The organism is Acutalibacter sp. 1XD8-33, assembly GCF_003612555.1.
Classification (GTDB): Bacteria; Bacillota; Clostridia; order Oscillospirales; family Acutalibacteraceae; genus Acutalibacter.
The window spans coordinates 208,524-228,591 of sequence record NZ_RAZF01000003.1 but is presented as its reverse complement, the minus strand read 5'-3'; the positions used below and the strand labels follow the sequence as shown (position 1 = coordinate 228,591).

The following is a 20,068-nucleotide window of genomic DNA, read 5'->3' as shown; positions in this document are numbered from 1 at the left end:
TGCGCACACTGCAGATAGCGGGAAGATCATGCCGCTGTCTGGAATTTAAGGAGGAAACAACGTATCTATGGCCAGACAGGTACCACTAGAATTGACTAGAAATATCGGCATCATGGCCCATATTGATGCTGGTAAAACCACGACGACAGAGCGCATCCTGTTTTATACAGGCGTCAACTATAAAATAGGCGAAACCCATGAGGGTGCCGCCACAATGGACTGGATGGCCCAGGAACAGGAGCGCGGCATCACCATCACTTCCGCTGCCACCACCTGTTTTTGGCCGGACCGTAACGGCAAGCAGAACCGTATCAACATTATCGATACCCCCGGCCACGTGGATTTCACCGTAGAGGTACAGCGCTCTCTGCGCGTGCTGGACGGGTCTGTCACCGTGTTCTGCGCCAAGGGCGGCGTGGAGCCCCAGTCTGAAACCGTATGGCGTCAGGCGGACGAATATAAGGTTCCCCGCATGGCGTATGTGAATAAGATGGACATTATGGGCGCGGACTTCTACCGTGTGGTCCAGATGATGAAAGACCGCCTCAAGTGCAACGCGGTGCCCATCCAGCTGCCTATTGGCGCGGAGGATTCCTTCAAAGGCCTGGTAGACCTGGTGAAGATGAAGGCCTATGTCTACTATGACGATCTGGGCAAGGATATCCGCGAGGAGGAAATCCCCGAGGATATGAAGGAGCTCTGCGAGAAGTATCACAGCGAGATGGTGGAGCATGTGGCTGAGCTGGATGATGCCCTGATGGAGAAGTATCTGGAGGGAGAGGAGATCTCCGAAGAGGAGATCAAGGCCTGCATTCGCAAGGCCACCATTGCCAACCACATGGTGCCTGTCACCTGTGGCACTTCCTACCGGAACAAGGGTGTGCAGAAGCTGCTGGACGCTATCGTGGACTATATGCCCGCCCCCACCGACGTGCCCGCCATCAAGGGCACCAACCCCGACACCGAGGAGGAGGAGGTCCGGCATTCCTCTGACGAGGAGCCCTTCTCTGCCCTGGCATTCAAGATCGCCACGGACCCCTACGTGGGTAAGCTGTGCTTCTTCCGGGTCTATTCCGGTTCTGTGGAGGCCGGCGCCACGGTCTACAACTCCGTGAAGGACAACAACGAGCGCATGGGCCGCATTGTGCAGATGCACGCCAACGACCGCAAGGACATCGACCGGGTGTACGCGGGAGACATCGCCGCCGCCGTGGGCCTGAAGAATACCACCACCGGCGACACCCTGTGCGACGAAAAGCACCCGGTGATTCTGGAGTCCATGGAGTTCCCAGACCCGGTGATCCGGGTGGCCATCGAGCCCAAGACCAAGGCCGGCCAGGAGAAAATGGGCATCGCCCTCTCCAAGCTGGCGGAGGAGGACCCCACCTTTAAGGCGTATACCGATGAGGAGACCGGCCAGACCATTATCGCCGGTATGGGCGAGCTCCATCTGGAAATCATCGTGGACCGTCTGCTCCGTGAGTTCAAGGTGGAGGCCAACGTAGGCAAGCCCCAGGTGGCCTATAAGGAGACCATCCGCAAGGAGAGCCAGAGCGACACCAAATATGCCAGACAGTCCGGTGGTAAGGGTCAGTACGGCCACGCCAAGATCCGCATTGAGCCCAATCCGGGCAAAGGCTACGAGTTTGTCAACGCAGTGGTGGGCGGCGCGATTCCCAAGGAGTATATCCCTGCTGTTGACCAGGGTATCCAGGGAGCCATGCTTTCTGGCGTTCTGGCGGGGTACAACGTGGTAGACGTAAAGGTCACCCTGTACGACGGCTCTTACCACGAGGTGGACTCCTCTGAGATGGCCTTTAAGATTGCTGGCTCCATGGCCTTTAAAGAGGCCATGCGCAAGGCCGACCCGGTGCTGATGGAGCCCATTATGAAGGTCACCGTCATCACCCCCGAGGAGTATATGGGCGACGTGATCGGCGATCTGAACTCCCGACGCGGCATGATTTTGGGTATGGACGCCCTGCCCGGCGCGCAGCAGGTGAACTCTGAAGTTCCCCTTTCCGAGATGTTCGGCTATGCCACCGACATGCGCTCCAAGACTCAGGGGCGTGGCCAGTATACCATGGAGCCCGCCCACTACGCGGAGGTGCCCAAGAACATTTCTGAGAAGATTATCAGCGACCGAGGTAAAAAGTCTGAGTAAATGATAAATTTAGCTTGCTTTTTTGCTGCTTTGTTGGTAAAATGAGAGCAAGGCAAAGCTAGGAATATTTTATATTGCAAGGAGGCAATTTCCCAATGGCTAAGGCAAAATTTGAACGCAACAAACCCCATGTAAACATCGGAACCATCGGCCACGTGGACCATGGCAAGACCACCCTGACCGCCGCCATCACCAAGGTGCTGGCGATGAAGGGCGACGCCGACTTCATGGATTATGCCAACATCGATAAGGCTCCTGAGGAGCGCGAGCGCGGCATCACCATCAACACCGCCCATGTAGAGTATCAGACCGACGCCCGCCACTATGCCCATGTGGACTGCCCCGGCCACGCCGACTACGTGAAGAACATGATCACCGGCGCTGCGCAGATGGACGGCGCGATCCTGGTGGTTTCCTCTGCCGACGGCCCCATGCCCCAGACCCGCGAGCACATCCTGCTGGCCCGTCAGGTGGGTGTGCCTGCTATGGTCGTGTATATGAACAAGGTGGATCAGGTGGACGACGACGAGCTGCTGGAGCTGGTGGAGATGGAAGTCCGCGAGATGCTCAGCGAGTACGAGTTCCCCGGCGATGATATCCCCTTCATCAAGGGTTCCGCCCTGCAGGCTCTGGAGAGCAGCAGCACCGATCCCAACGCCCCCGAGTATGCTTCCATTCTGGAGCTGATGAACGCGGTTGACAGCTATATCCCTACCCCCGAGCGCAAGGCTGACCTGCCCTTCCTGATGCCCGTTGAGGACGTTATGACCATCACCGGCCGCGGCACCGTTGCCACTGGCCGTGTGGAGCGCGGACAGGTGAAGATGAGCGAGGAGGTCGAGCTGGTGGGCCTGACCGAGGAGACCCGCAAGACCGTGGTTACCGGCATCGAGATGTTCCGCAAGACCTTGGATTACGCTGAGGCCGGCGACAACGTGGGCGTTCTGCTCCGCGGCGTGCAGCGCAACGAGATCGAGCGCGGCCAGGTGCTGGCCAAGCCCGGCTCCATCCATCCCCACACCAAGTTCAAGGGACAGGTGTACGTGCTGACCAAGGACGAGGGTGGCCGTCATACCCCCTTCTTCAACAACTATCGTCCCCAGTTCTATTTCCGTACCACCGATGTGACCGGCGTTATCACTCTGCCCGAGGGCACCGAGATGTGCATGCCCGGCGACAACGTGGATATGGACGTTGAGCTGATTACTCCTATCGCCATCGAGGAGGGCCTGCGCTTCGCTATCCGCGAGGGCGGCCGTACCGTTGGATCCGGCGTTGTAACCGCCATCAATTCCTAAGAGACGCTTTCAAGAGGCTCCCCTTTGGGGAGCCTTTTTTCTTTTACGCTTTTCGCGTTACACGACAGCAATGGCAAGAGCCGCAAACTTTTCTGTGGGCTACCCGGCGAGGTTCTTAATTTCCCTTTGTCCATTGCCGATAGGTTATATGTAAAGGATTTTCCTATTGCAAAATCTTTGCGATTTTTGGAATCTAAAACCCATTTGTTTGATACTTCTGAAGTGTTTTGACGTTAGGTTTTGCTTGGGAATAGAGAGAATGACGGAAGATTGACCAGAAGTGATCGGTTTCAAGGAGAAGAACCGCTATAGTTAGCTGCGCTAACTATGCCAATCATTGCGATTGACGAGGATTTCTTATATAGTTAACGCAGTTCAAAAGAGGTAGAATACCTCTTTTGAACCAGGCGGCGTAGCCGCCCAGCTTAAAAATCGGTATATACCGATTTTTAAGTGCGTTTACTATAGAAACTGGTTGCTTCCGGACAAAAAGACGGCATTTTCGGTTTATATAACGAGGTCTCGTTTAAGAGAGGGGGAAAGAAGATATGCTGATGATTGGTTCTTTGAATGCTTATACGAAGAATCTGAAAATGCAGGCACAGTTTCAGCTAAAGCAGCAGAGGGGAGAGCTCAACAGCCACAAGCCCCTGGAGGAATGGCTGGGAGAGGCGCAGTCCAAGGAAGAGGCAGCTGGTGGGGGCGGAGATAAACAGCTGCGCTCCATTCATCAGAAGTTGGAGGCAGGAGGAAGCCTTACAGCGGAGGAACGACGCTATCTTCAGGTCAAGGATCCAGAGGCCTATGCTAAATTGGAGGCCTCTGAGCGGGAACAACGGGCTTTTGAGCAGAAGCTGAAACGGTGCAAAACTCAGGAGGAGGCTCAGCGGCTGAGAATGACCTATCTCAATTCTTCTTTGGTTAAGGTGAAAGCGGTGGAACACAACTCCAATATCCCGCAGCAGAAAAAATTGGAGATCATGATGGAGGAAAAGCAGCGCTGTGACCGCCTGGAGAAGAGTATGCAGGAGTTTGTTCGCCGGGGAGACTACGAAAAGCTGCCTACCCAGACGGAAGAGACCAAAGCGGAACAGGATGCCCGGGAAGCCGGCAGGGAGAGGGAGGCCTGCCCCAGCTTGGAGGAGGATCTGGAGTGGGAGGAAGAGGCCCAGGAGCTTGTTAGAGACGCGGCCAAGGCGGAAACCCCGGAAGAACGCAAGGTAAAGCGTGCCAGGGCCAACCGGGCCAGAACCGCTCGGGAGCCGCTGCCAGCCGCCTACCGGAGTGCGGTCAGCTTGGAGGCAAAGTCCGCCTTACCTATCTGGCATATCCAGGCATAACCACAATTTATTATAGAGAGGGCGATTCCATGGGCAAAATTTATACCTCGGCCGAAGAGTTGATCGGCCGCACTCCCCTTCTGGAGCTGAGCAGGCTGGAACAGCATCTGGGCCTTAGAGGCCGTCTCCTGGGAAAGTTGGAGTATCTGAATCCGGCAGGCAGCGTGAAAGACCGGCCGGCAAAATCTATGCTGGACGACGCCGAGTCCCGAGGCCTGTTGAAGTCCGGTTCGGTTATCATTGAGCCTACTTCTGGCAACACGGGGATTGGGGTGTGCAGCGTGGCGGCAGCTCGGGGTTACCGGGTAGTGATCGTCATGCCGGAAACCATGAGCCTGGAGCGCCGCCAGCTGATGCAGGCCTATGGGGCGGAGCTGGTGCTCACCCAGGGAGAGGCAGGTATGGCCGGGGCCATCCAAAAAGCCGAGGAATTGGCAAGGAAAATTCCTGGCAGTTTTATTCCCGGGCAGTTCCGGAATCCGGCCAACCCCGCCGCGCATTTTGCCTCTACAGGGCCTGAGATCTGGGAGGACACAGAAGGCAGGGTGGATATTTTTGTGGCGGGAGTGGGCACCGGCGGCACCATAACGGGAGTGGGCCGGTATTTGAAAGATCGGAAGCCTGACGTGGAGATTGTGGCGGTGGAGCCGGCCTCTTCGCCCCTTCTCAGCGGCGGACAGGCGGGTCCCCATACGCTGCAGGGCATTGGCGCGAACTTTGTGCCGGAGATTCTGGACCAGAGCCTTCTGGACCGGGTGGTCCCTGTGACCGGCGAGGATGCCTTTGCCATGAGCAGGCTTTGCGGGCGGCAGGAAGGAGTCCTGGTGGGAATTTCCTCTGGCGCGGCGCTTTGGGCGGCTAAGGAGATGGCGCTGCTTCCTGAGAATCAGGGAAAAACCATTGTGGCCCTGCTGCCGGACGGGGGCGACCGGTACCTCTCCACCGGCATATTCGGGGAGTAAGGCTTGGGGCGATGTTTGGGGGACGAAGTTTACGGCCTCTGGCAGTTTAGGGGCTCTGCCCCTAAAAACCCCGTCACCTTTTGAAAAAGGTGGACGAAAACTTTACCCTGGCTGGCTTTGACGCATCCAGCTAACCAGGGTAAAAGTTTTTGATCCAAACTTTTTTCAAAAAGTTTGGCGCAGGTGCGGTCCGCATAGTCCCACGGTCTTGCCGGAATGCGCGACAGACTTGGCTTTGCCAAGTCTTGTGCGTATGGAGGCATTCTATTACTCAAAAAAAGAGCGAATTTTACCGCCCCATTCCGGATTGGGTCTGGTATTATTGCAAAAAGTATGGTACAATAGGTTGTGGGCATGGCGTTGCACCTCCCACAGCCATTTTGTTTTCCAAGCATGAAATCCTGGCCCATATCATCAATGCTAGGCGAAAATTCAAGCTGAGTGACTATAACCAGACTCCAAGAAGGAGAGTGTCTACCATGATCTATTTCCCGGTTATCTTTTTCTGCATGGCGGGATTCTTTATCACCCTTTTGCAGGACCGCTACCGGATCTGGACCACTGTTGCCGTTATGGCCGGGGTATACATACTGTCCCTGGTGGCGGCCTCTCTTGCCAAGGGCATGGCAAAGGGGCCGGAGCTCTCCCAGCAGGTTCCCTGTTGGCTGGGGGCCGGTCTGTTTTTTGCGGCATCCATCTTTATCCACACCAATAATCTTCTGCAAAAGTTTTTTGTGGCCATGCTCTGTGTGGCAAACTACTCATTCTGCCTCCTGTTTGTCCCTCTGCTGCTGGGAGTTTTGCCGTTTTCTACCGCCGGGGCGATGGGCGGCGTATTGTCAATATTGGCTGTGCTGCTTCTCTATCTGTTGACAGGGATGTGCCTTTACAGGCCGCTTCAGCGCTTCAGTCAACGGGGGCCCTCCCTTTTTCTGGGGGGGATGCTGGTGCTTTCCTCTGTCCAGTATCTGCTCTGCTTAGGCAAGCTGGACCGTTTTTTGGGGATTCTCACTCCAAACCGGCGGCTGTTCCTGGCTGTGGCGGTTTATTGCGTGCTGATTTTTTGTTTCCGTAGCATCTATCAGGCTGGGCGCTGGCAGGCCCAGATTACCAAGCAGGCTGCCCACGAGCGGATGCTGGCGATGGAGTCTGGGGATTTTTTGGATATGCTGGCCGCTGTGCGGGAAGTGCGTGCCGCTCAAAAAAGCGGGGAATACGCGCTGGATACCATTGATCAGCTCTTGCGGGAGGATCAGATGGAAAAGATTTCGGTTTACATCCGTATGACCAAGCGTAACGCCCAGCACAATCCTATTTTGGCCAATTATCATGAAAACCCCTATCTCAACGGCGTGATTGCCACAAAAGCGGCCTATGCCTTTCAAAACGAGATTGACTTTGAATGCAATGCGTCCTCCGCCGAATGCCCTATCAAAACTTCGGAGCTGTGTGTCCTCATAAACGAGCTGCTCAGCCGGGCATGCCAGGACGCCGCCTCTTATGAGGGCAAGCGCCGCCTGCGGTTCACGGCCATACCAGGGGAAGATTCCCTGCGCCTGGAGGTGGTTTTTACCGGAACCCTGCCGGAAAAGGAGAGGTTTTCCCCAAAGGGGAAGAAGTTTACCGATCTGCTGGCCTGGCTGCTAGATGACCCCGCCCCGGAGGACACGGAGCTGCGGGGACTGGATAATGCTGCGGAAATCGTTTTGGCCCACAGCGGCAGCCTGACCGTATCCTGTACCGGCGAAGAGGTCATCATTCGGGCTTTGCTGCGCTTTTAAGGTGGAGTATGTGATGGCCTCCGCCGCAAAAGGCAAAGGGCGCGGCTACGGCAAGATCGTGGGACGCTACTAAGGCACACCCTGCAACCTTTGAGAAAGTTCGTGGGAGTTTGAGGGGTGAGCGTTTTGCCGGATACTTGGCAAAATCAAGTATTGCAGACCAAGCTGCGAACCGACCGAAGCGGCAGCTGAGACTCGACGCCCTCAAGGTCTTATCTCTTGACCTTAACTCCTGAGAAAACAATGCGGGAGGGTAGCATAAACGTTCCGGTAGGACGTTTTGCGTAGGGGGTCTCCGCTTCCGCTTCGGTCGGCGCTGAATGGTCCCTTGTTTCGCTTTGCATTTGCAAAGCGAACTTAGGCTCCGGAACCCGCTATCTGAGCGCACGAGCGTACCAGCCCAAAGGCGCTCTGGACCAGCTGGAATCTGGACGCGCTGTTGCGCCCGCCGCACCCCCATAAAATTATCATCCCATAGGAGTGATCCCCATGAACAGCAATCTCATTCCCAACCCCATCCCCAATGAAGTCCTTCGGGCCTTCGGCCTCTCACCCTCCGCCCTCCTGGAGGCACTGCCCGGCGGGCACATCAATGATACCTACCTAGTCTCCGGACGGTACGTTTTGCAGCGCATTAACCACTACGTCTTTCCCCATCCCGGGGAGATCATGGAAAATATGGTGGGCGTCACCCAGTTCCTGCAAAATAAGGTACGGGCACAGGGCGGCGACCCCTTCCGGGAGATCCTTCAGGTGGTCCTCACCCTAGACGGTGCCCCTGTCTGCCAGGACGCGACCGGCAATTTCTGGCGCTGCACCCTGCACATTGACGGCACAGCCTCTTTTGAAACGCCGGACAGCGCCCAGATGCTCTGGGAGGCGGGACGGGCTTTCGGGAACTTTCAGGCCATGCTCAGCGGCTACCCGGCGGATACCCTTCATGAGATTATCCCTGATTTCCACAACACTCCGGTGCGTGTCCAGCAGCTGAAGGACGCCGCCTCCCGGGACCCCAAAGGCCGCTTACAAGAGGTAGCCGCAGAGATGGAGTTTGCCCTTAGCCGGGAGGGCCAGGCAGGCCTGCTTACGGGACTTCTGGCAGAGGGGAAGCTGCCTCTGCGGGTCACCCACAACGACACCAAAATGAGCAACATCCTCTTTGATGAGACAACCCGCAAGGCCGTTTGCGTTATCGATTTGGATACTGTGATGCCCGGGCTTACCGCCTACGATTTCGGGGATTCTATTCGTGCCGGAGCCTCTACGGCCGCTGAGGACGAGACAGATCTTAATAAGGTGTGTTTTGACCTGGACCTTTACAGGGCGTATACAGAGGGCTTTCTGAATGCCGCCGGGTCCACCCTGACAAGCACAGAGCTTGACACTCTCCCAGACGGAGCCTGGACCATGACTTATGAGGTAGGCATCCGCTTCCTGGCAGACTACCTCAACGGGGACGTGTACTTCCGCACCGCCCATCCCCGGCAGAACTTGGACCGGGCCCGGAACCAGTTCCATCTGGTCAGGCAGATGGAGGAACGCAGGGAAGAGATGGGGGAGATTATCCGCGCCGCTGTGGCCGCGCAAAATGCGGAAGTTTCTTGCTGATAAGGGGGGCAAGGGATTCCCCTTGCTGGCTTACCTCTATACCTTTACAGTGTCCGTCCTTCTGGGCTGGGTGCTCCTGCTGCCCCGCCAGCTTCAAATTCCGCCGGACAAAAATCCCCTGGCAGGAATCACTGTGCCGGTATTGCTCTTTGTGTATCCGCCCTTTTGCGTACTGGTGGGTGCTGTGGCAGGCACGCGGCCCAAAAAGCTGTGGCCCATCCTGGCGATTCCGCCCCTGGCGCTCTACATGTGCCCTGCAGGCACGGAAAGCCTGATCTACCTCCTGCTGGAGCTGGCCTCCGCCTGGGTTTTTAACCGGGCCCTCTGGCAGCGGGGCGGGGAATTCCTCCGGGTCAGGCTGATCGGGGCCTGTCTGGCCGCCTGCCTGCCGGTCTATCCTATTGCGTTTCTGCTGGGGCTAGCGGGCGGGCACCATTTTGCCTCCGAGACCTTGTGGTACGCCCTCTTTCTGGGGATGGCCCTGGCGGGGGGATGGATTGCCGGACAGCGGCTTCGGGAGCTGTTCTTCGCGCCTTTCGTGCCATTTTTACTTTATGGCTTGTTCGGCTCCCCTCCGGCTCAATTTTTCTATCGGGAGCCGTGTATTTCCCTACCCTTCCAATCGGTACCCCTGGTTTTATTTGCTCTGTGCGCCGTGGTGATGCTCTTTTCCGCGCTGATTCGCCGGTATTCCTAGAGCCTGTTCTGCCAATTCCCCATTCTTTTGCAGCGGTTTTCTATACTTTCTGATAACCAGCGACCGCGCACGCTATCTCTCAAAAAGTATACGATTTTCGAGCAAATGCAGTGGGGAAAAGCAATCTGGCGATTGGCAAGTTTTTACAACGCCGCTTCCCGGCTGAATTTGCCGGAAAGGGGAATGCAAACGCCTATTGGTACGGCTTCTTATAAAAAGCGCTTTTTTGTATGCGTGGAGAAGGCCTTTCCTGCTCGCGGTTCCAGCCGCCCGGGAGAGGGGCAAGGAGTAGGGGAGAACCCCCCAAAAGCCGGCTGAATGAAAAAAGTAACCGCGCCGTTTCTGGACGCGGTTACTTTTTGTTTCAAGCCCCACCTGACTACCGGTCTTTGGTGTTTTTGGAAGAGGCGCTGCTGTCGTCCTCGTTTTCCCAAAGAGAGCTGGTATCGTCGCCGGCCACGCCGTCATCGGCCAGATCACTGTCCAGATTGCCGGAAATCTCGTCGTCCAGACGGCTGGTGAGGCTGCTCTCATCGTCCCCGTCCACCATGGAGTCAAGGGCGGATTCCACCCGGCTGATGGTTTCGCTTACATCGTCGCCCACCCGGGACACGACCTCTGAGACGGTGCTCTGCACCTTGCCGTCGCCGCAGCCGCCAAAGGCAAGGGCCAGAAGGCCGCAGGCTGTTAAAATGAAGAAACGCTTTTTTAGCATGATGATTCCCTTCTTTACAAAAAGTTTTCAACAGACGGTGTTAGCTTTACCGGAAAACGGAAGAAAATACACCGGAAAAGATTGAAAAAATTTTTTCAAAATGATAGAATACTTTAAGAAACTTGTAAGACTAGGAGGGTATGATTATGGTGTGTACGGTGACGTTAAACCCGGCGCTGGACTGCTTTCTCGCTGTAGAGAAATTCCGGACCGGGGAGATCAACCGCTACGGAGAGCCCAGCTTTTTTCCCGGCGGAAAAGGGATCAATGTTTCTCTGCTGCTGAACTCCTTGAACATGGAGAGTGTAGCCATGGGAATTACCGGGGGATTTACCGGCAAGGCGCTGGCAGCGGCTCTGAAGCGGGCCGGATGCCTCGGGGAATTCATTGAGCTGGAGCAGGGCCTCACCCGGGTAAACGTGAAGATCCTGGCGGAACAGGAGACCGCCTTTAACGGAGCCGGGCCCCAAATCCCTATGGAGGCGATAGACCGGCTGGAGCAGCGGCTTGCGGCTACTCTGCGTCCGGGGGACTTCCTGGTGCTGGCGGGCAGTGTGCCCGCAGGCCTGGACCAAGAGATTTACTTGCGGCTGGCCAGGGCCGCGGGCCGGGGCGTGAATATAGTAATAGATACAGTGGGCGACGCGCTTCTGGCGGGCCTTAAAGCGAAGCCGTTTCTGATTAAGCCCAATCTGGAGGAGCTGGGAGCCCTGTTCGGGGTAACGATCGCCCAGAAGGACGAGGCCAAAACCTATGCCCGGAAGCTGCAGAAAAAGGGAGCCCGGAACGTGGCGGTTTCCATGGGAAGCCAGGGGGCCATGCTGCTGGCGGAGGACGGCCAGGTCCTGGTTCGGGCTCCGCTGCCGGGAGAAGAGCGGTCCTCGGTGGGCGCGGGGGACTCCTTTGTGGCGGGGTTCCTTTATGGCTGGCAAAAGACCAAGAGCGCGGCCGAAGCAATGAACTGGGCGGTGTCCGCAGGAGCCGCCACGGCTTTCTCCCCCAAAATTGCCACAGGGGAAGAGGTAGTTGAGATTTACCACCGGTTTTTTGGGGAAAATGCAGTTGACACAAGAGCGGATAACCCGTAAAATAGGAATAGGGCCATAGCGTTTCAGCTGGCCTGGCGAAAGGGAAATAGACGATGAATCAGAACAGCAAGAAACCTGTGGAGAATGAATACCGTTCGTCCCAGATGTATAAAACCCTTACAGGCGTAGGAATTCCGGGAGCGGATAAGCTGGCAGAAGGGTTGGGAAAGGCGGCGGCCGGCCTGGACGCGGCGCTGAATTCCGTGGGACCGGCGGTGCGTTCGGCGGCGGAAAATATCCGGGAAGCCCAGCAGCACCAGCCGGCCCAGGGAAATCCCAACGGAACATACCGGTACAATGGGCAAAACGGCGCAAAGCCGGCCGGACAGCAAAGCCCTACCCCGCCACATCAGACCCGGTATACCGCCCAGCCGCCATCCCAGACACATTGGGCCCAGCCGCCCCGGCAGGCGCAGGCGGGGCAATCCGGATGGTCTGGCCGGAATTCGCAGCCCCGGCAGACGGTGCGCCCCCCGCAGGGCGTGACCCCCGCCCCGCCCCCGCAGATGCCCCCCATGAAGCTGGTGCGGGCAGGAAGCCCGGCAAAGTTTTATATAACGGGCTTTATGGCCCTGTTTTACGCTCTGCGCTTTCCCATGTATGAACCGGCGCATTTCGCAGTATTCGCGATTGTGGTAGCGCTGACATTCCTTCTCTCCTCAGCGTTGTTCCGGGGGAAGAAGCAGTTTGTGCCGGTGGAGGAGCCGAAGCCGGAGAAAAAGCCTGAGCCTAAACCTGAAAAGCAACCGGAGCCGGAGAAGGAGAAGAAATCCTCCACCGGGAACCCGGAGGTGGATAAGATTATCGACGAGGGCCACGAGATGATCCAGAAGCTGCGGGCCGCCAACGACGCCATCCCGGACGAGGCTCTTTCGGCGGATATCGACCGGATGGAGCGGGCCTCCGCGGACATCTTCAACTACATTGCCAAGCGCCCGGAGAAGGCCCCCCAGATCCGCAAATTCATGAACTACTACCTGCCCACCACCTTGAAGCTGCTGAACAGCTACGAGCGGCTCTCCCGGCAATCGGTGAAGGGGGAGAACATCACCTCCACCCTGTTCAACATAGCGGGTATGATGCACACCGTGGCGGATGCCTTCGAGAAGCAGCTGGACTCCCTGTTCACCGACGAGGCCATGGACATCTCGGCGGACATCACCGTGTTTGAGACCATGCTCAAGCAGGAGGGCTTTGTGGAGGAGAAGAAAGGGCTATAGCTTCATAAATCGTTAAGAAACCAGACAAGATCCTGTAAAGAGACAGATTTAAAATAAATTTGAAACGAGGTCGTAAGGATGGACAATGAAATCAAACTGACGCTGGAACAGAAGGCCCCCCAGATGCCCACGCTGACCCTGGAGCCCGAGGCGGCCCCGGAGCCCCAGCCCGTTCAGCAGGAGGAGGCACAGGTCACCACCCTGGACGAGAGCGTGCTGACCCCCGAGGAGCGCAAGGTGGTGGATGAGTTCTCCCAGAAGATCGACCTGCAGAACAGCACCATGGTGATGCAGTACGGATCCGCCGCCCAGAAGAAGATCGCCTCCTTCTCGGACACCGCCCTGAACAACGTGCGCACCAAGGACCTGGGGGAGGTGGGCAACCAGATCTCCAATCTGGTGGTGGAGCTCAAGGGCTTCGATATCGACGAGGAGGAGAAGAAGGGCTTCTTCGGCCGGTTCAAGAGCACGGGGAACAAGATCGTGGCCATGAAGGCCCGGTATGACAGCGCAGAGGTGAACGTGAACAAGATCGCCTCGGCGCTGGAGTCCCATCAGGTGCAGCTGATGAAGGACGTGGTGATGCTGGATAAGCTATACGACATGAACCTGAACTACCACAAGGAGCTCTCCATGTACATCATCGCGGGGAAGAAGAAGCTCCAGCAGGAGCGGGCCACCACGCTGGTGGAGCTCCAGAACAAGGCCCGAAAGAGCGGCCTTGCGGAGGACGCCCAGGCGGCCAACGACTTCGCCCAGCAGTGCGACAGCTTTGAGAAGAAGCTCCACGACCTGGAGCTCACCCGGATGGTCAGCGTGCAGATGTCCCCCCAGATCCGGCTGGTACAGAACAACGACAAGCTGATGAGCGACAAGATCCAGTCCACCCTGGTGAACACCATCCCCCTGTGGAAGAGCCAGATGGTGCTGGCCCTGGGGCTGGTCCATAGCGAGCAGGCCGTGCGGGCCCAGCGGGAGGTCAGCGACATGACCAACGAGCTCCTGCGCAAAAACGCTGAAAAGCTGAAGATGAGCACCATCGAGACCGCCCGGGAATCCGAGCGAGGCGTGGTGGACATGGAGACCCTGCGCATCACCAATCAGTCTCTGATCCAGACCCTGGACGAGGTGGTGAGGATTCAGGACGAGGGCCGGGCCAAACGCCGGGCCGCCGAGGCGGAGATCGGCCGGCTGGAGGGCGAGCTGAAGCAGAAGCTCCTGGACATCCATACCTGATTTTCGGCGCGGAGAACGGCGGTTTGGCTTTTCCGTTTACGCCCAGAGCTGGCTGAGAGGAGAAAGCTGACCATGGCAAAAGTTTTGGTCGAGCTTTTTCAAAAGCTCGCAGGGTGTGGGACGTTGCTAAGGCACACCCTACCAGGGGCCTAGACGCCTGAGACTTGGCTTCGCCAAGTCTAGGACCGCGCAATGGTTGTGGCTATGGTTGTGGTGCTTTGTAAGCAGAGCCCCCAAGGTCTTATTTGCATAGAAAGGACGGCTTCTCCATGAAAACGAAAAATCTTGTGGGCGGAATCATCATGTCCGCCGCCATTCTTGCCTCTGTTCCCCTGGGCGTCAACCGCTCTCTTATCAAGCTGCGGGACAGAGCCGCCGAGGACTACTACTACGACAAGGGCGGGTACGCGATTTATGAGGGGATCGAAAAGCGCCGGGAGGCTGCCCAGAATCTGATCACTGTGGCAGAGCGCTACACCCAGCAGGAGCCCGGCCTGGAGGGGTTGATCGACGAGCTGGAGTACCGGATCAGCGCCTCCGAGAACGCCTGGTCCGGGGACTACACCTTCTGGGAGGAGGCCGAGGCCAACCGGAACCTGGACCCCATGGCGGCGGCCATCGCCAGCACCCTGGAGGAGCTGGACCTTTCGGAGCGGGACAAAAAATATCCCGGACAGATGATCGCCCAGATGGAGTCGGAGCAGGATAAGATCGAGCGCAGCAGCTACAACGACGACGCCCGGAGTTTCAACCAGAAGGTGGAGCGGCTGCGGCCCATCGCCCTGGTCAAGCCCATGGCCACTTTTGAAGGCTGGAGCGAGGAGAGTCCCCCTGTGGAAGAGGGAACCGCTGCCACGACCCGGGACACCGGTAAAACGGCGGAGCAGATTGCCCAGCGGACGGCGAAGTTCGGCGAGGATATGGGCCAGCGGGCCCAGGAGTACGGGGAGGCTGTAGGAGAACAGGTGGGCGATTTCGTAGATGATGTTCTGGATGACATTTTTGAATAAAATCTGTTGAAAGCTGGCAAGTATTGGTTTTGAGCGTCAGTATTTTTATATGGGCGCGTGGGTGTTCGCGCTGGCTGATTGCGGAGCACAAGGTTGGGCGAGCGAACTTGCTGATTTTCTGCGCACACAGCTGGCTGGTTCCGGTTTCCGGGAAACTTTTTTCTCAGTTGCAAAACTCGGATAGTTAACCGAGCGGAGCGAACGTTAACTATGATTCACCACTTCAAAAAATGCGCTTCTCAGGTGTTTAAGGACAAGACCTTGGAGGCTCTGGGTCTCGCCTGCCGGCTCGGTCGGCGCTTGACGGTCTCCACCGGAGACCAGCGCCCTTCAAACCTCCACCACCTTTGAAAAGGTGGACGAAACTTTTTCCTTGGTCAGCATTGACCGGTCCAGCTGGTCTTAAGCTGGTCAGGGGTCTGGGGGTGACCGCCCAGCTGCCAGAGGCCAATATGTACTCCATAAAAGTATACCATTTTGGAAAGGGAGGTTCGCCCAGATGAAAAGACGCGGTTTGGCAGGCGTGTTGCTGGCGGTTTTTCTGCTGATCGGTTTCGCTCCGGCGGCTCTGGCTGCGGTGCCGGACCGGCCGGAGAATCAATATGTGCTGGACTCTGCCGGGGTGATTTCCAGTTCTACTGAGCGGGAGATTGTGAAAGAAAACAGAGAGCTATTTCAGGAATGCGGCGCGGAAGTAGTGATTGTAGCGGTGGACTTCTTGGGCGGTCAGGATATTGAGGATTACGCCTATGAGCTGTTCAACAGCTGGGGGATCGGCTCTCAGGAACGGGACAACGGTATTCTGTTGGTGCTGGCCATCGGCGAGGGGGACGGGGATTACTATGCCCAGGCGGGGTCCGGGATCGACGGCTATTTCGACGGGGCGAAGCTCCAGGAGCTGCTGGATGAATATTTGGAGGAGGATTTTGCCGCTGGGGACTATGACAAAGGTGTGGAAAATTTCTTCGATGCGGTTGTAGATGAGATCGAGGATTACTACGAGGACTACCAGGAAAACGAACCCTACGGCGGCCATGAAACCGTGACGGACGGTAGGTATTCGGAACGGCGTTCCGGCTTGGGAAAGGCTGTTTCGGTGCTGGTTGCCGTCGGCCGGGTGGTTGTGGTGGCGGTAGTGATCCTGCTGGTTTTTAATTTGATTGGCCGGATGGGCCGAGGAGGCCGTGGCGGACCCGGAGGAGGCTCTGGTGGAGGCGGAGGCTTCTGGCAGGGCATGATGCTGGGCAGTATGATGAACCGGAGACGGAGCTATTGGAGGCCCCCGCCGCCTCCGCCTCCAGGAGGCTTTGGCGGGCCTGGGTTTGGAGGTCCCCATCCGCCTAGAGGCGGCTTCGGCGGATTCACTGGAGGAGGACGTTCCCATGGAGGAGGCGCTGGTCGAGGTGGCTTTGGCGGCGGTGGATTCCATGGTGGCGGTGGCAGTCGTGGCGGCGGAGCAGGAAGGAGATAACTTGCTCCTCAGTCTAGGATTTTTGAAGGCCGCCGCCCGGTCGGGCAGCTTTGCTGCCCAACCTCGGAAAGAAAGGGCCTGGAGAAATTTTCTCCAGGCCCTTTCTTTCCGGCAAAATCGAAGATTTTGCGGGGCGGCATGCAAAGTAACCTCACCTTTAACGCTTGGCCCAAAAGTACAGACCGTAAAGAATGAGAGAGAGCGAAATCAATGCGGCGGAGGCAGCCGCGCCAATAGAGATGGCCGTGTGGCGGAGCGGTCCGGCAATCATACTGATCACAATGGCAATCGCGTCTATCATAAGAAGAAATTTGTAAAGTTTGCGTTCCAAATCTGTCATGGAGTCCATTCCTTTCCCAAAAATTTATTCCGATAATATATTTGCCAGAACCGCGAACTGTTCCAGAGTAAGCTGCTCGGCACGGGCATTGGCAGGGGATCCTGCGGCCAACAGCGCCTCTTCCACCTGAGGTTTGGGGATCCCCAGAGCGGCAGAAATGGCGTTGGCGGCAGTTTTCCGGCGCTGAGAAAAGGCTCCCCGCGCTATTTGAAAGAGTGTGGGCTCATGGGATACGGCAACTGGGGGAGTGGGGAGCAGATCAAAACGAATGACAGCGGAGTCTACGTTGGGCGGGGGCAGAAAACTACCCCGGCTTACCTGAAATAATATCTTGGGACGGCTGCGATAGTGTACGCCGACACTGACTGCGCCACAAGCGCGTACGCCGGGGGGCGCGCATAGCCGTTGTGCTGCCTCTTTCTGCACCATAACCGTTATGGTGGAAAGAGGCAGCTGGCTTTCCAGCAGCGTCATGATTACCGGGGAGGTGATGTAATAGGGGAGATTGGCACAGACACAGATCTGTTCCCCGTCGAACTTCTCTTGAATCAGCCGGGATAGGTCCAGCTCCAGCACGTCACCCCAGATTACTTCCACATTACCGCAGCCGGATAGAGTTTCCTTTAGGACAGGGGTAAGCCGACGATCTAGCTCAATGGCGATGACTTTCGGCGCGATTTGCGCCAGTTCCCAGGTGAGCACCCCGATTCCCGGCCCGATCTCCAAAACCCCGGCGCAGTCCGCCGCGCCAGAGGCCGCCGCCATACGGGGGCATACGCTGGGATTGATTAAAAAATTCTGTCCCAATCCCTTAGAAAGCCGCAGCCCGTGCCGGGCCAGAAGCTCCCGGACCGCCGCCGGGTCGGATAAATGGCTCATGGGTTTCCTCCGCTCTCTGAATGGGTCCGGTATAGCTTTCGGACACCATCGTCGTAGATACAGGAGAACATGCCCTCCAAAGCGGCGGTGTCCACCTGGAAGGAACTCTCCTCAAAGTCGCTGACTAGCACATAGTCTACGCCGAATTGCAGGAAAAGATTCCGGTACTCCTCTGGCTGCTGGTACATCAACCGGCTGGCCTCCTCGTTGTGGTAGTATCCTAGGCCGTGGTAGAAGAGATAGGCAGAGGAGCCGCACACCACGTTCCGCCCGGAGAGGGACGCCACCTCGTTGTTGTGCCGCTGGTCCGTGAGGACGATGGCGTCCGGCGGAAGCTCCTCTTCTATGTACTGGCACAACCGCAAAGCGCCTTCCCCGAAAAGCTCGTAGCTTGCAACAGCCTCCCGCCCCATGGTGAGGACCGCCGAAACAGAGAAAAGAGATATGGCAGCAGTTGCTGTCCAGGCCTGGACCCGACGGGAGGCCTTTTTCATAAGCCGCTGGAGAATCCAGCACAGCCCGTCCCCGGCGGCACAGCAGAGGAACAGGTAGCCCACGTAGAGCAGCTTGTTGTTGTCGTAGTCATTGGGCTGGAACTCCACAAATTCCGCCAGAAACCAAATGGCCATCACCGGGCAGTACCGGGCGAAGTCCTCCTTTTTTGCCAGGAGGAGCCCAAGAAGCCCCAGCACAGCCGCAGCTCCCAGGTTCTTCAGATAGAACCACAGGTAATTGTCCGGCCCGGTAATCCAGCCAAAATGACCTCGAACCATTCCGCCGGCGCCTACCTGCCGGAAGGTCCAGGTAAAAAGCTGGGGCAAAGCCAGAAGGCAGGTGACAAGGAGCAAAGTCCTCCAGGTTTTTCCCAACCAAGGCCCCATTCCCCTGCGTACTCCTTGGACAGCGAGAACTAGGAGAAAGCCGGCCCACAAGCTAAAGGCAAAGACGACAAAAGTCAGCAGCCAGGGAGAATCCGCCTGTTCCGTGGAGGAGAGCCAGACCTTGAGTCCCGTCATGATCCCTAGGCCCAGGAGAATCAGGACCTTGCCGGTCTTGACGGCTATGGAACCCCGCCGGTGAAAATCCAGGAGCTCAGCCGTTAGCCAGGAGCCGCAGACCAATGCCAGGGCAAGGAAGGAGTGGGTGTGGATCATGGGCAGAGCCCCGGCCAGAAGCCCCGCGATGGGAAAGCACCGCCGGTCCTTTTGGAACACGCCCCGATACAGCAGGCAGAGAGTTGGGAACAGCACCGCCCAGCCGAACAGGGTGGCCCGCTGAGGGAGCATCATGTCTACCACCACGTTGACCCAGCGGATATTTTCTACGGTATAGTTGGTAGGCGTTTCATAGTATGCTGTAAAGATTCGGGTAAAATTCTCTGGCGGTCCCCCCAAAAACCAAAGGACACCCAGGCCGCCGTTAAAGAAGAACAGCGTCCAGGCCACAGCGGCCTGGGAACGGCCTCCAGTCATCCGGTGAAAGAAGAGCCAGCCCCCAAACAACACTTGAGCTCCCGCCAAGAACATGGGCAGGCAATAGGCCAGACGTAGGGGCGCGCCCAGCAGATAGAGGCTGGAGGAGATGCTGTCAGAGAGGAAGGGATAGGAGAGGCGCGTGCCGGGAAGCAGGGAGTAGTCTGGAGGAAAAGTACCCTGACGGGCCAGGCTGGTGATAAAGCTCAGGTGCATGGCCATGTCGCCAAAGGTGGCCTGGCTGCTAAACACCTTGCCCTCCTCCCAGCGAAAGGAGTGGAGGACCAGAAAGCAGAAGAACACCCAGAGGGCCCCCACGGCAAAGAGAAATTTATGCCGGAGAAAGGCCTTGGCGGACTCCTTGAGCCCAGCGAAGGGGGAGAGGGCGAGGCCCCGCTTTTTCGCCCAGAGGGCGCAGGCCAAAACCATTCCAGCCGCTAGGATCATGGCGGAGATCTGGGCGGCGAGAGTGAAGTCAAAAGCAAAAGCGGACAGTGCCGGAAGCCACTGCATACTTACGCTGCCCAGCACACTGCCCAAAAGCACCCGTGCTCCGGGAGATTCCCGGGACAGCAGGACGGCGGACAGGCAAAGGCCGCAGGCCTGGAAGAAGCAGATCATGGCCATAGCCATAACGCCGCCGGAAAAGGAACCGTACATGAAGCCACCCTCTATTTCTGCATGATATGGAATAGCACCATTTTACCATTTTTTTGAAAGAAAGTAAAGAGCGGTAGCGCGCCTACGGGGTTCCTCCCAAAAGCCCAGTTGCCTTTTGGGGCGGATT

The 20,068-nt window shown here is 57.3% G+C and carries 16 protein-coding genes; 13 read left to right on the top strand and 3 right to left on the bottom strand.

The window, feature by feature from the left end; genetic code table 11:
* Positions 1–67: 67 nt before the first annotated feature.
* The 7 genes from fusA to D7X94_RS04200 all read left to right on the top strand — a co-directional run bounded on the left by fusA (position 68) and on the right by D7X94_RS04200 (position 9,850).
* Complete coding sequence (gene fusA / locus D7X94_RS04240) at positions 68–2,164, top strand: elongation factor G (protein ID WP_120426448.1); 2,097 nt, start codon at positions 68–70, stop codon at positions 2,162–2,164.
* Positions 2,165–2,259: 95 nt separating this feature from the next.
* On the top strand, positions 2,260–3,462 hold the full coding sequence (gene tuf, locus D7X94_RS04235; RefSeq protein ID WP_120426447.1) for an elongation factor Tu: 1,203 nt from the start codon (positions 2,260–2,262) through the stop codon (positions 3,460–3,462).
* Between the two features lie 548 nt (positions 3,463–4,010).
* Entirely contained in the window at positions 4,011–4,802 is a 792-nt protein-coding gene (locus D7X94_RS04225; RefSeq protein WP_120426445.1) for a hypothetical protein, read from the top strand.
* 29 nt (positions 4,803–4,831) lie between these two features.
* Positions 4,832–5,764, top strand: a complete 933-nt coding sequence (gene cysK, locus D7X94_RS04220; RefSeq protein ID WP_120426444.1) for a cysteine synthase A — start codon at positions 4,832–4,834, stop codon at positions 5,762–5,764.
* 479 nt (positions 5,765–6,243) lie between these two features.
* Positions 6,244–7,545 (top strand): hypothetical protein, encoded by a 1,302-nt coding sequence (locus D7X94_RS04210; protein ID WP_120426442.1) that lies wholly within the window; start codon positions 6,244–6,246, stop codon positions 7,543–7,545.
* Positions 7,546–8,034: 489 nt separating this feature from the next.
* The gene (locus D7X94_RS04205; RefSeq protein ID WP_120426441.1) at positions 8,035–9,153 is read left to right on the top strand and encodes a phosphotransferase enzyme family protein; all 1,119 of its coding nucleotides are present in this window, start codon (positions 8,035–8,037) and stop codon (positions 9,151–9,153) included.
* Positions 9,134–9,850, top strand: a complete 717-nt coding sequence (locus D7X94_RS04200; RefSeq protein WP_120426440.1) for a hypothetical protein — start codon at positions 9,134–9,136, stop codon at positions 9,848–9,850. The genes D7X94_RS04205 and D7X94_RS04200 overlap by 20 nt, the downstream gene beginning before the upstream one ends.
* 379 nt (positions 9,851–10,229) lie before the next feature.
* On the opposite strand, the gene D7X94_RS04195 is transcribed toward D7X94_RS04200, so the two are convergent.
* Complete coding sequence (locus D7X94_RS04195; protein WP_120426439.1) at positions 10,230–10,565, bottom strand: hypothetical protein; 336 nt, start codon at positions 10,563–10,565, stop codon at positions 10,230–10,232.
* Positions 10,566–10,705: 140 nt separating this feature from the next.
* On the opposite strand from D7X94_RS04195, the gene pfkB reads away from it, so the two are divergent.
* The 6 genes from pfkB to D7X94_RS18710 all read left to right on the top strand — a co-directional run bounded on the left by pfkB (position 10,706) and on the right by D7X94_RS18710 (position 16,966).
* Positions 10,706–11,653, top strand: a complete 948-nt coding sequence (gene pfkB, locus D7X94_RS04190; RefSeq protein WP_243111150.1) for a 1-phosphofructokinase — start codon at positions 10,706–10,708, stop codon at positions 11,651–11,653.
* Positions 11,654–11,706: 53 nt separating this feature from the next.
* Entirely contained in the window at positions 11,707–12,873 is a 1,167-nt protein-coding gene (locus tag D7X94_RS04185; protein WP_120426437.1) for a 5-bromo-4-chloroindolyl phosphate hydrolysis family protein, read from the top strand.
* A 78-nt stretch (positions 12,874–12,951) separates the two neighbouring features.
* Positions 12,952–14,109, top strand: a complete 1,158-nt coding sequence (locus D7X94_RS04180) for a toxic anion resistance protein (RefSeq protein WP_120426436.1) — start codon at positions 12,952–12,954, stop codon at positions 14,107–14,109.
* Positions 14,110–14,378: 269 nt separating this feature from the next.
* Positions 14,379–15,119 (top strand): hypothetical protein, encoded by a 741-nt coding sequence (locus tag D7X94_RS04175; RefSeq protein ID WP_120426435.1) that lies wholly within the window; start codon positions 14,379–14,381, stop codon positions 15,117–15,119.
* A gap of 499 nt (positions 15,120–15,618) precedes the next feature.
* Complete coding sequence (locus tag D7X94_RS19445) at positions 15,619–16,590, top strand: TPM domain-containing protein (RefSeq protein WP_120426434.1); 972 nt, start codon at positions 15,619–15,621, stop codon at positions 16,588–16,590.
* A complete protein-coding gene (locus tag D7X94_RS18710) occupies positions 16,502–16,966 on the top strand; it encodes a hypothetical protein (protein ID WP_147401654.1) in 465 nt (154 codons plus the stop codon). The genes D7X94_RS19445 and D7X94_RS18710 overlap by 89 nt, the downstream gene beginning before the upstream one ends.
* On the opposite strand, the gene rsmA is transcribed toward D7X94_RS18710, so the two are convergent.
* Together rsmA and D7X94_RS04155 are read right to left on the bottom strand one after the other, a co-directional pair.
* A complete protein-coding gene (gene rsmA / locus D7X94_RS04160) occupies positions 16,955–17,809 on the bottom strand; it encodes a 16S rRNA (adenine(1518)-N(6)/adenine(1519)-N(6))-dimethyltransferase RsmA (protein ID WP_120426432.1) in 855 nt (284 codons plus the stop codon). The two genes, D7X94_RS18710 and rsmA, sit on opposite strands and share 12 nt — an antisense overlap.
* The gene (locus tag D7X94_RS04155; RefSeq protein WP_120426431.1) at positions 17,806–19,941 is read right to left on the bottom strand and encodes a hypothetical protein; all 2,136 of its coding nucleotides are present in this window, start codon (positions 19,939–19,941) and stop codon (positions 17,806–17,808) included. The genes rsmA and D7X94_RS04155 overlap by 4 nt, the downstream gene beginning before the upstream one ends.
* Between the last annotated feature and the right edge of the window lie 127 nt (positions 19,942–20,068).

What these genes read in the sequence shown, in the direction of transcription:
- fusA (WP_120426448.1), top strand. Translation starts at nt 68, where the DNA reads ATGGCCAGACAGGTACCACTAGAATTGACTAGAAATATCGGCATCATG.
- D7X94_RS04175 (WP_120426435.1), top strand. Translation starts at nt 14,379, where the DNA reads ATGAAAACGAAAAATCTTGTGGGCGGAATCATCATGTCCGCCGCCATT.
- D7X94_RS04185 (WP_120426437.1), top strand. Translation starts at nt 11,707, where the DNA reads ATGAATCAGAACAGCAAGAAACCTGTGGAGAATGAATACCGTTCGTCC.
- D7X94_RS04195 (WP_120426439.1), bottom strand. Translation starts at nt 10,565, where the DNA reads ATGCTAAAAAAGCGTTTCTTCATTTTAACAGCCTGCGGCCTTCTGGCC.
- D7X94_RS19445 (WP_120426434.1), top strand. Translation starts at nt 15,619, where the DNA reads ATGAAAAGACGCGGTTTGGCAGGCGTGTTGCTGGCGGTTTTTCTGCTG.
- D7X94_RS04205 (WP_120426441.1), top strand. Translation starts at nt 8,035, where the DNA reads ATGAACAGCAATCTCATTCCCAACCCCATCCCCAATGAAGTCCTTCGG.
- D7X94_RS18710 (WP_147401654.1), top strand. Translation starts at nt 16,502, where the DNA reads ATGGAGGAGGCGCTGGTCGAGGTGGCTTTGGCGGCGGTGGATTCCATG.
- cysK (WP_120426444.1), top strand. Translation starts at nt 4,832, where the DNA reads ATGGGCAAAATTTATACCTCGGCCGAAGAGTTGATCGGCCGCACTCCC.
- rsmA (WP_120426432.1), bottom strand. Translation starts at nt 17,809, where the DNA reads ATGAGCCATTTATCCGACCCGGCGGCGGTCCGGGAGCTTCTGGCCCGG.
- D7X94_RS04155 (WP_120426431.1), bottom strand. Translation starts at nt 19,941, where the DNA reads ATGTACGGTTCCTTTTCCGGCGGCGTTATGGCTATGGCCATGATCTGC.
- tuf (WP_120426447.1), top strand. Translation starts at nt 2,260, where the DNA reads ATGGCTAAGGCAAAATTTGAACGCAACAAACCCCATGTAAACATCGGA.
- D7X94_RS04180 (WP_120426436.1), top strand. Translation starts at nt 12,952, where the DNA reads ATGGACAATGAAATCAAACTGACGCTGGAACAGAAGGCCCCCCAGATG.
- D7X94_RS04200 (WP_120426440.1), top strand. Translation starts at nt 9,134, where the DNA reads ATGCGGAAGTTTCTTGCTGATAAGGGGGGCAAGGGATTCCCCTTGCTG.
- D7X94_RS04225 (WP_120426445.1), top strand. Translation starts at nt 4,011, where the DNA reads ATGCTGATGATTGGTTCTTTGAATGCTTATACGAAGAATCTGAAAATG.
- pfkB (WP_243111150.1), top strand. Translation starts at nt 10,706, where the DNA reads ATGATTATGGTGTGTACGGTGACGTTAAACCCGGCGCTGGACTGCTTT.
- D7X94_RS04210 (WP_120426442.1), top strand. Translation starts at nt 6,244, where the DNA reads ATGATCTATTTCCCGGTTATCTTTTTCTGCATGGCGGGATTCTTTATC.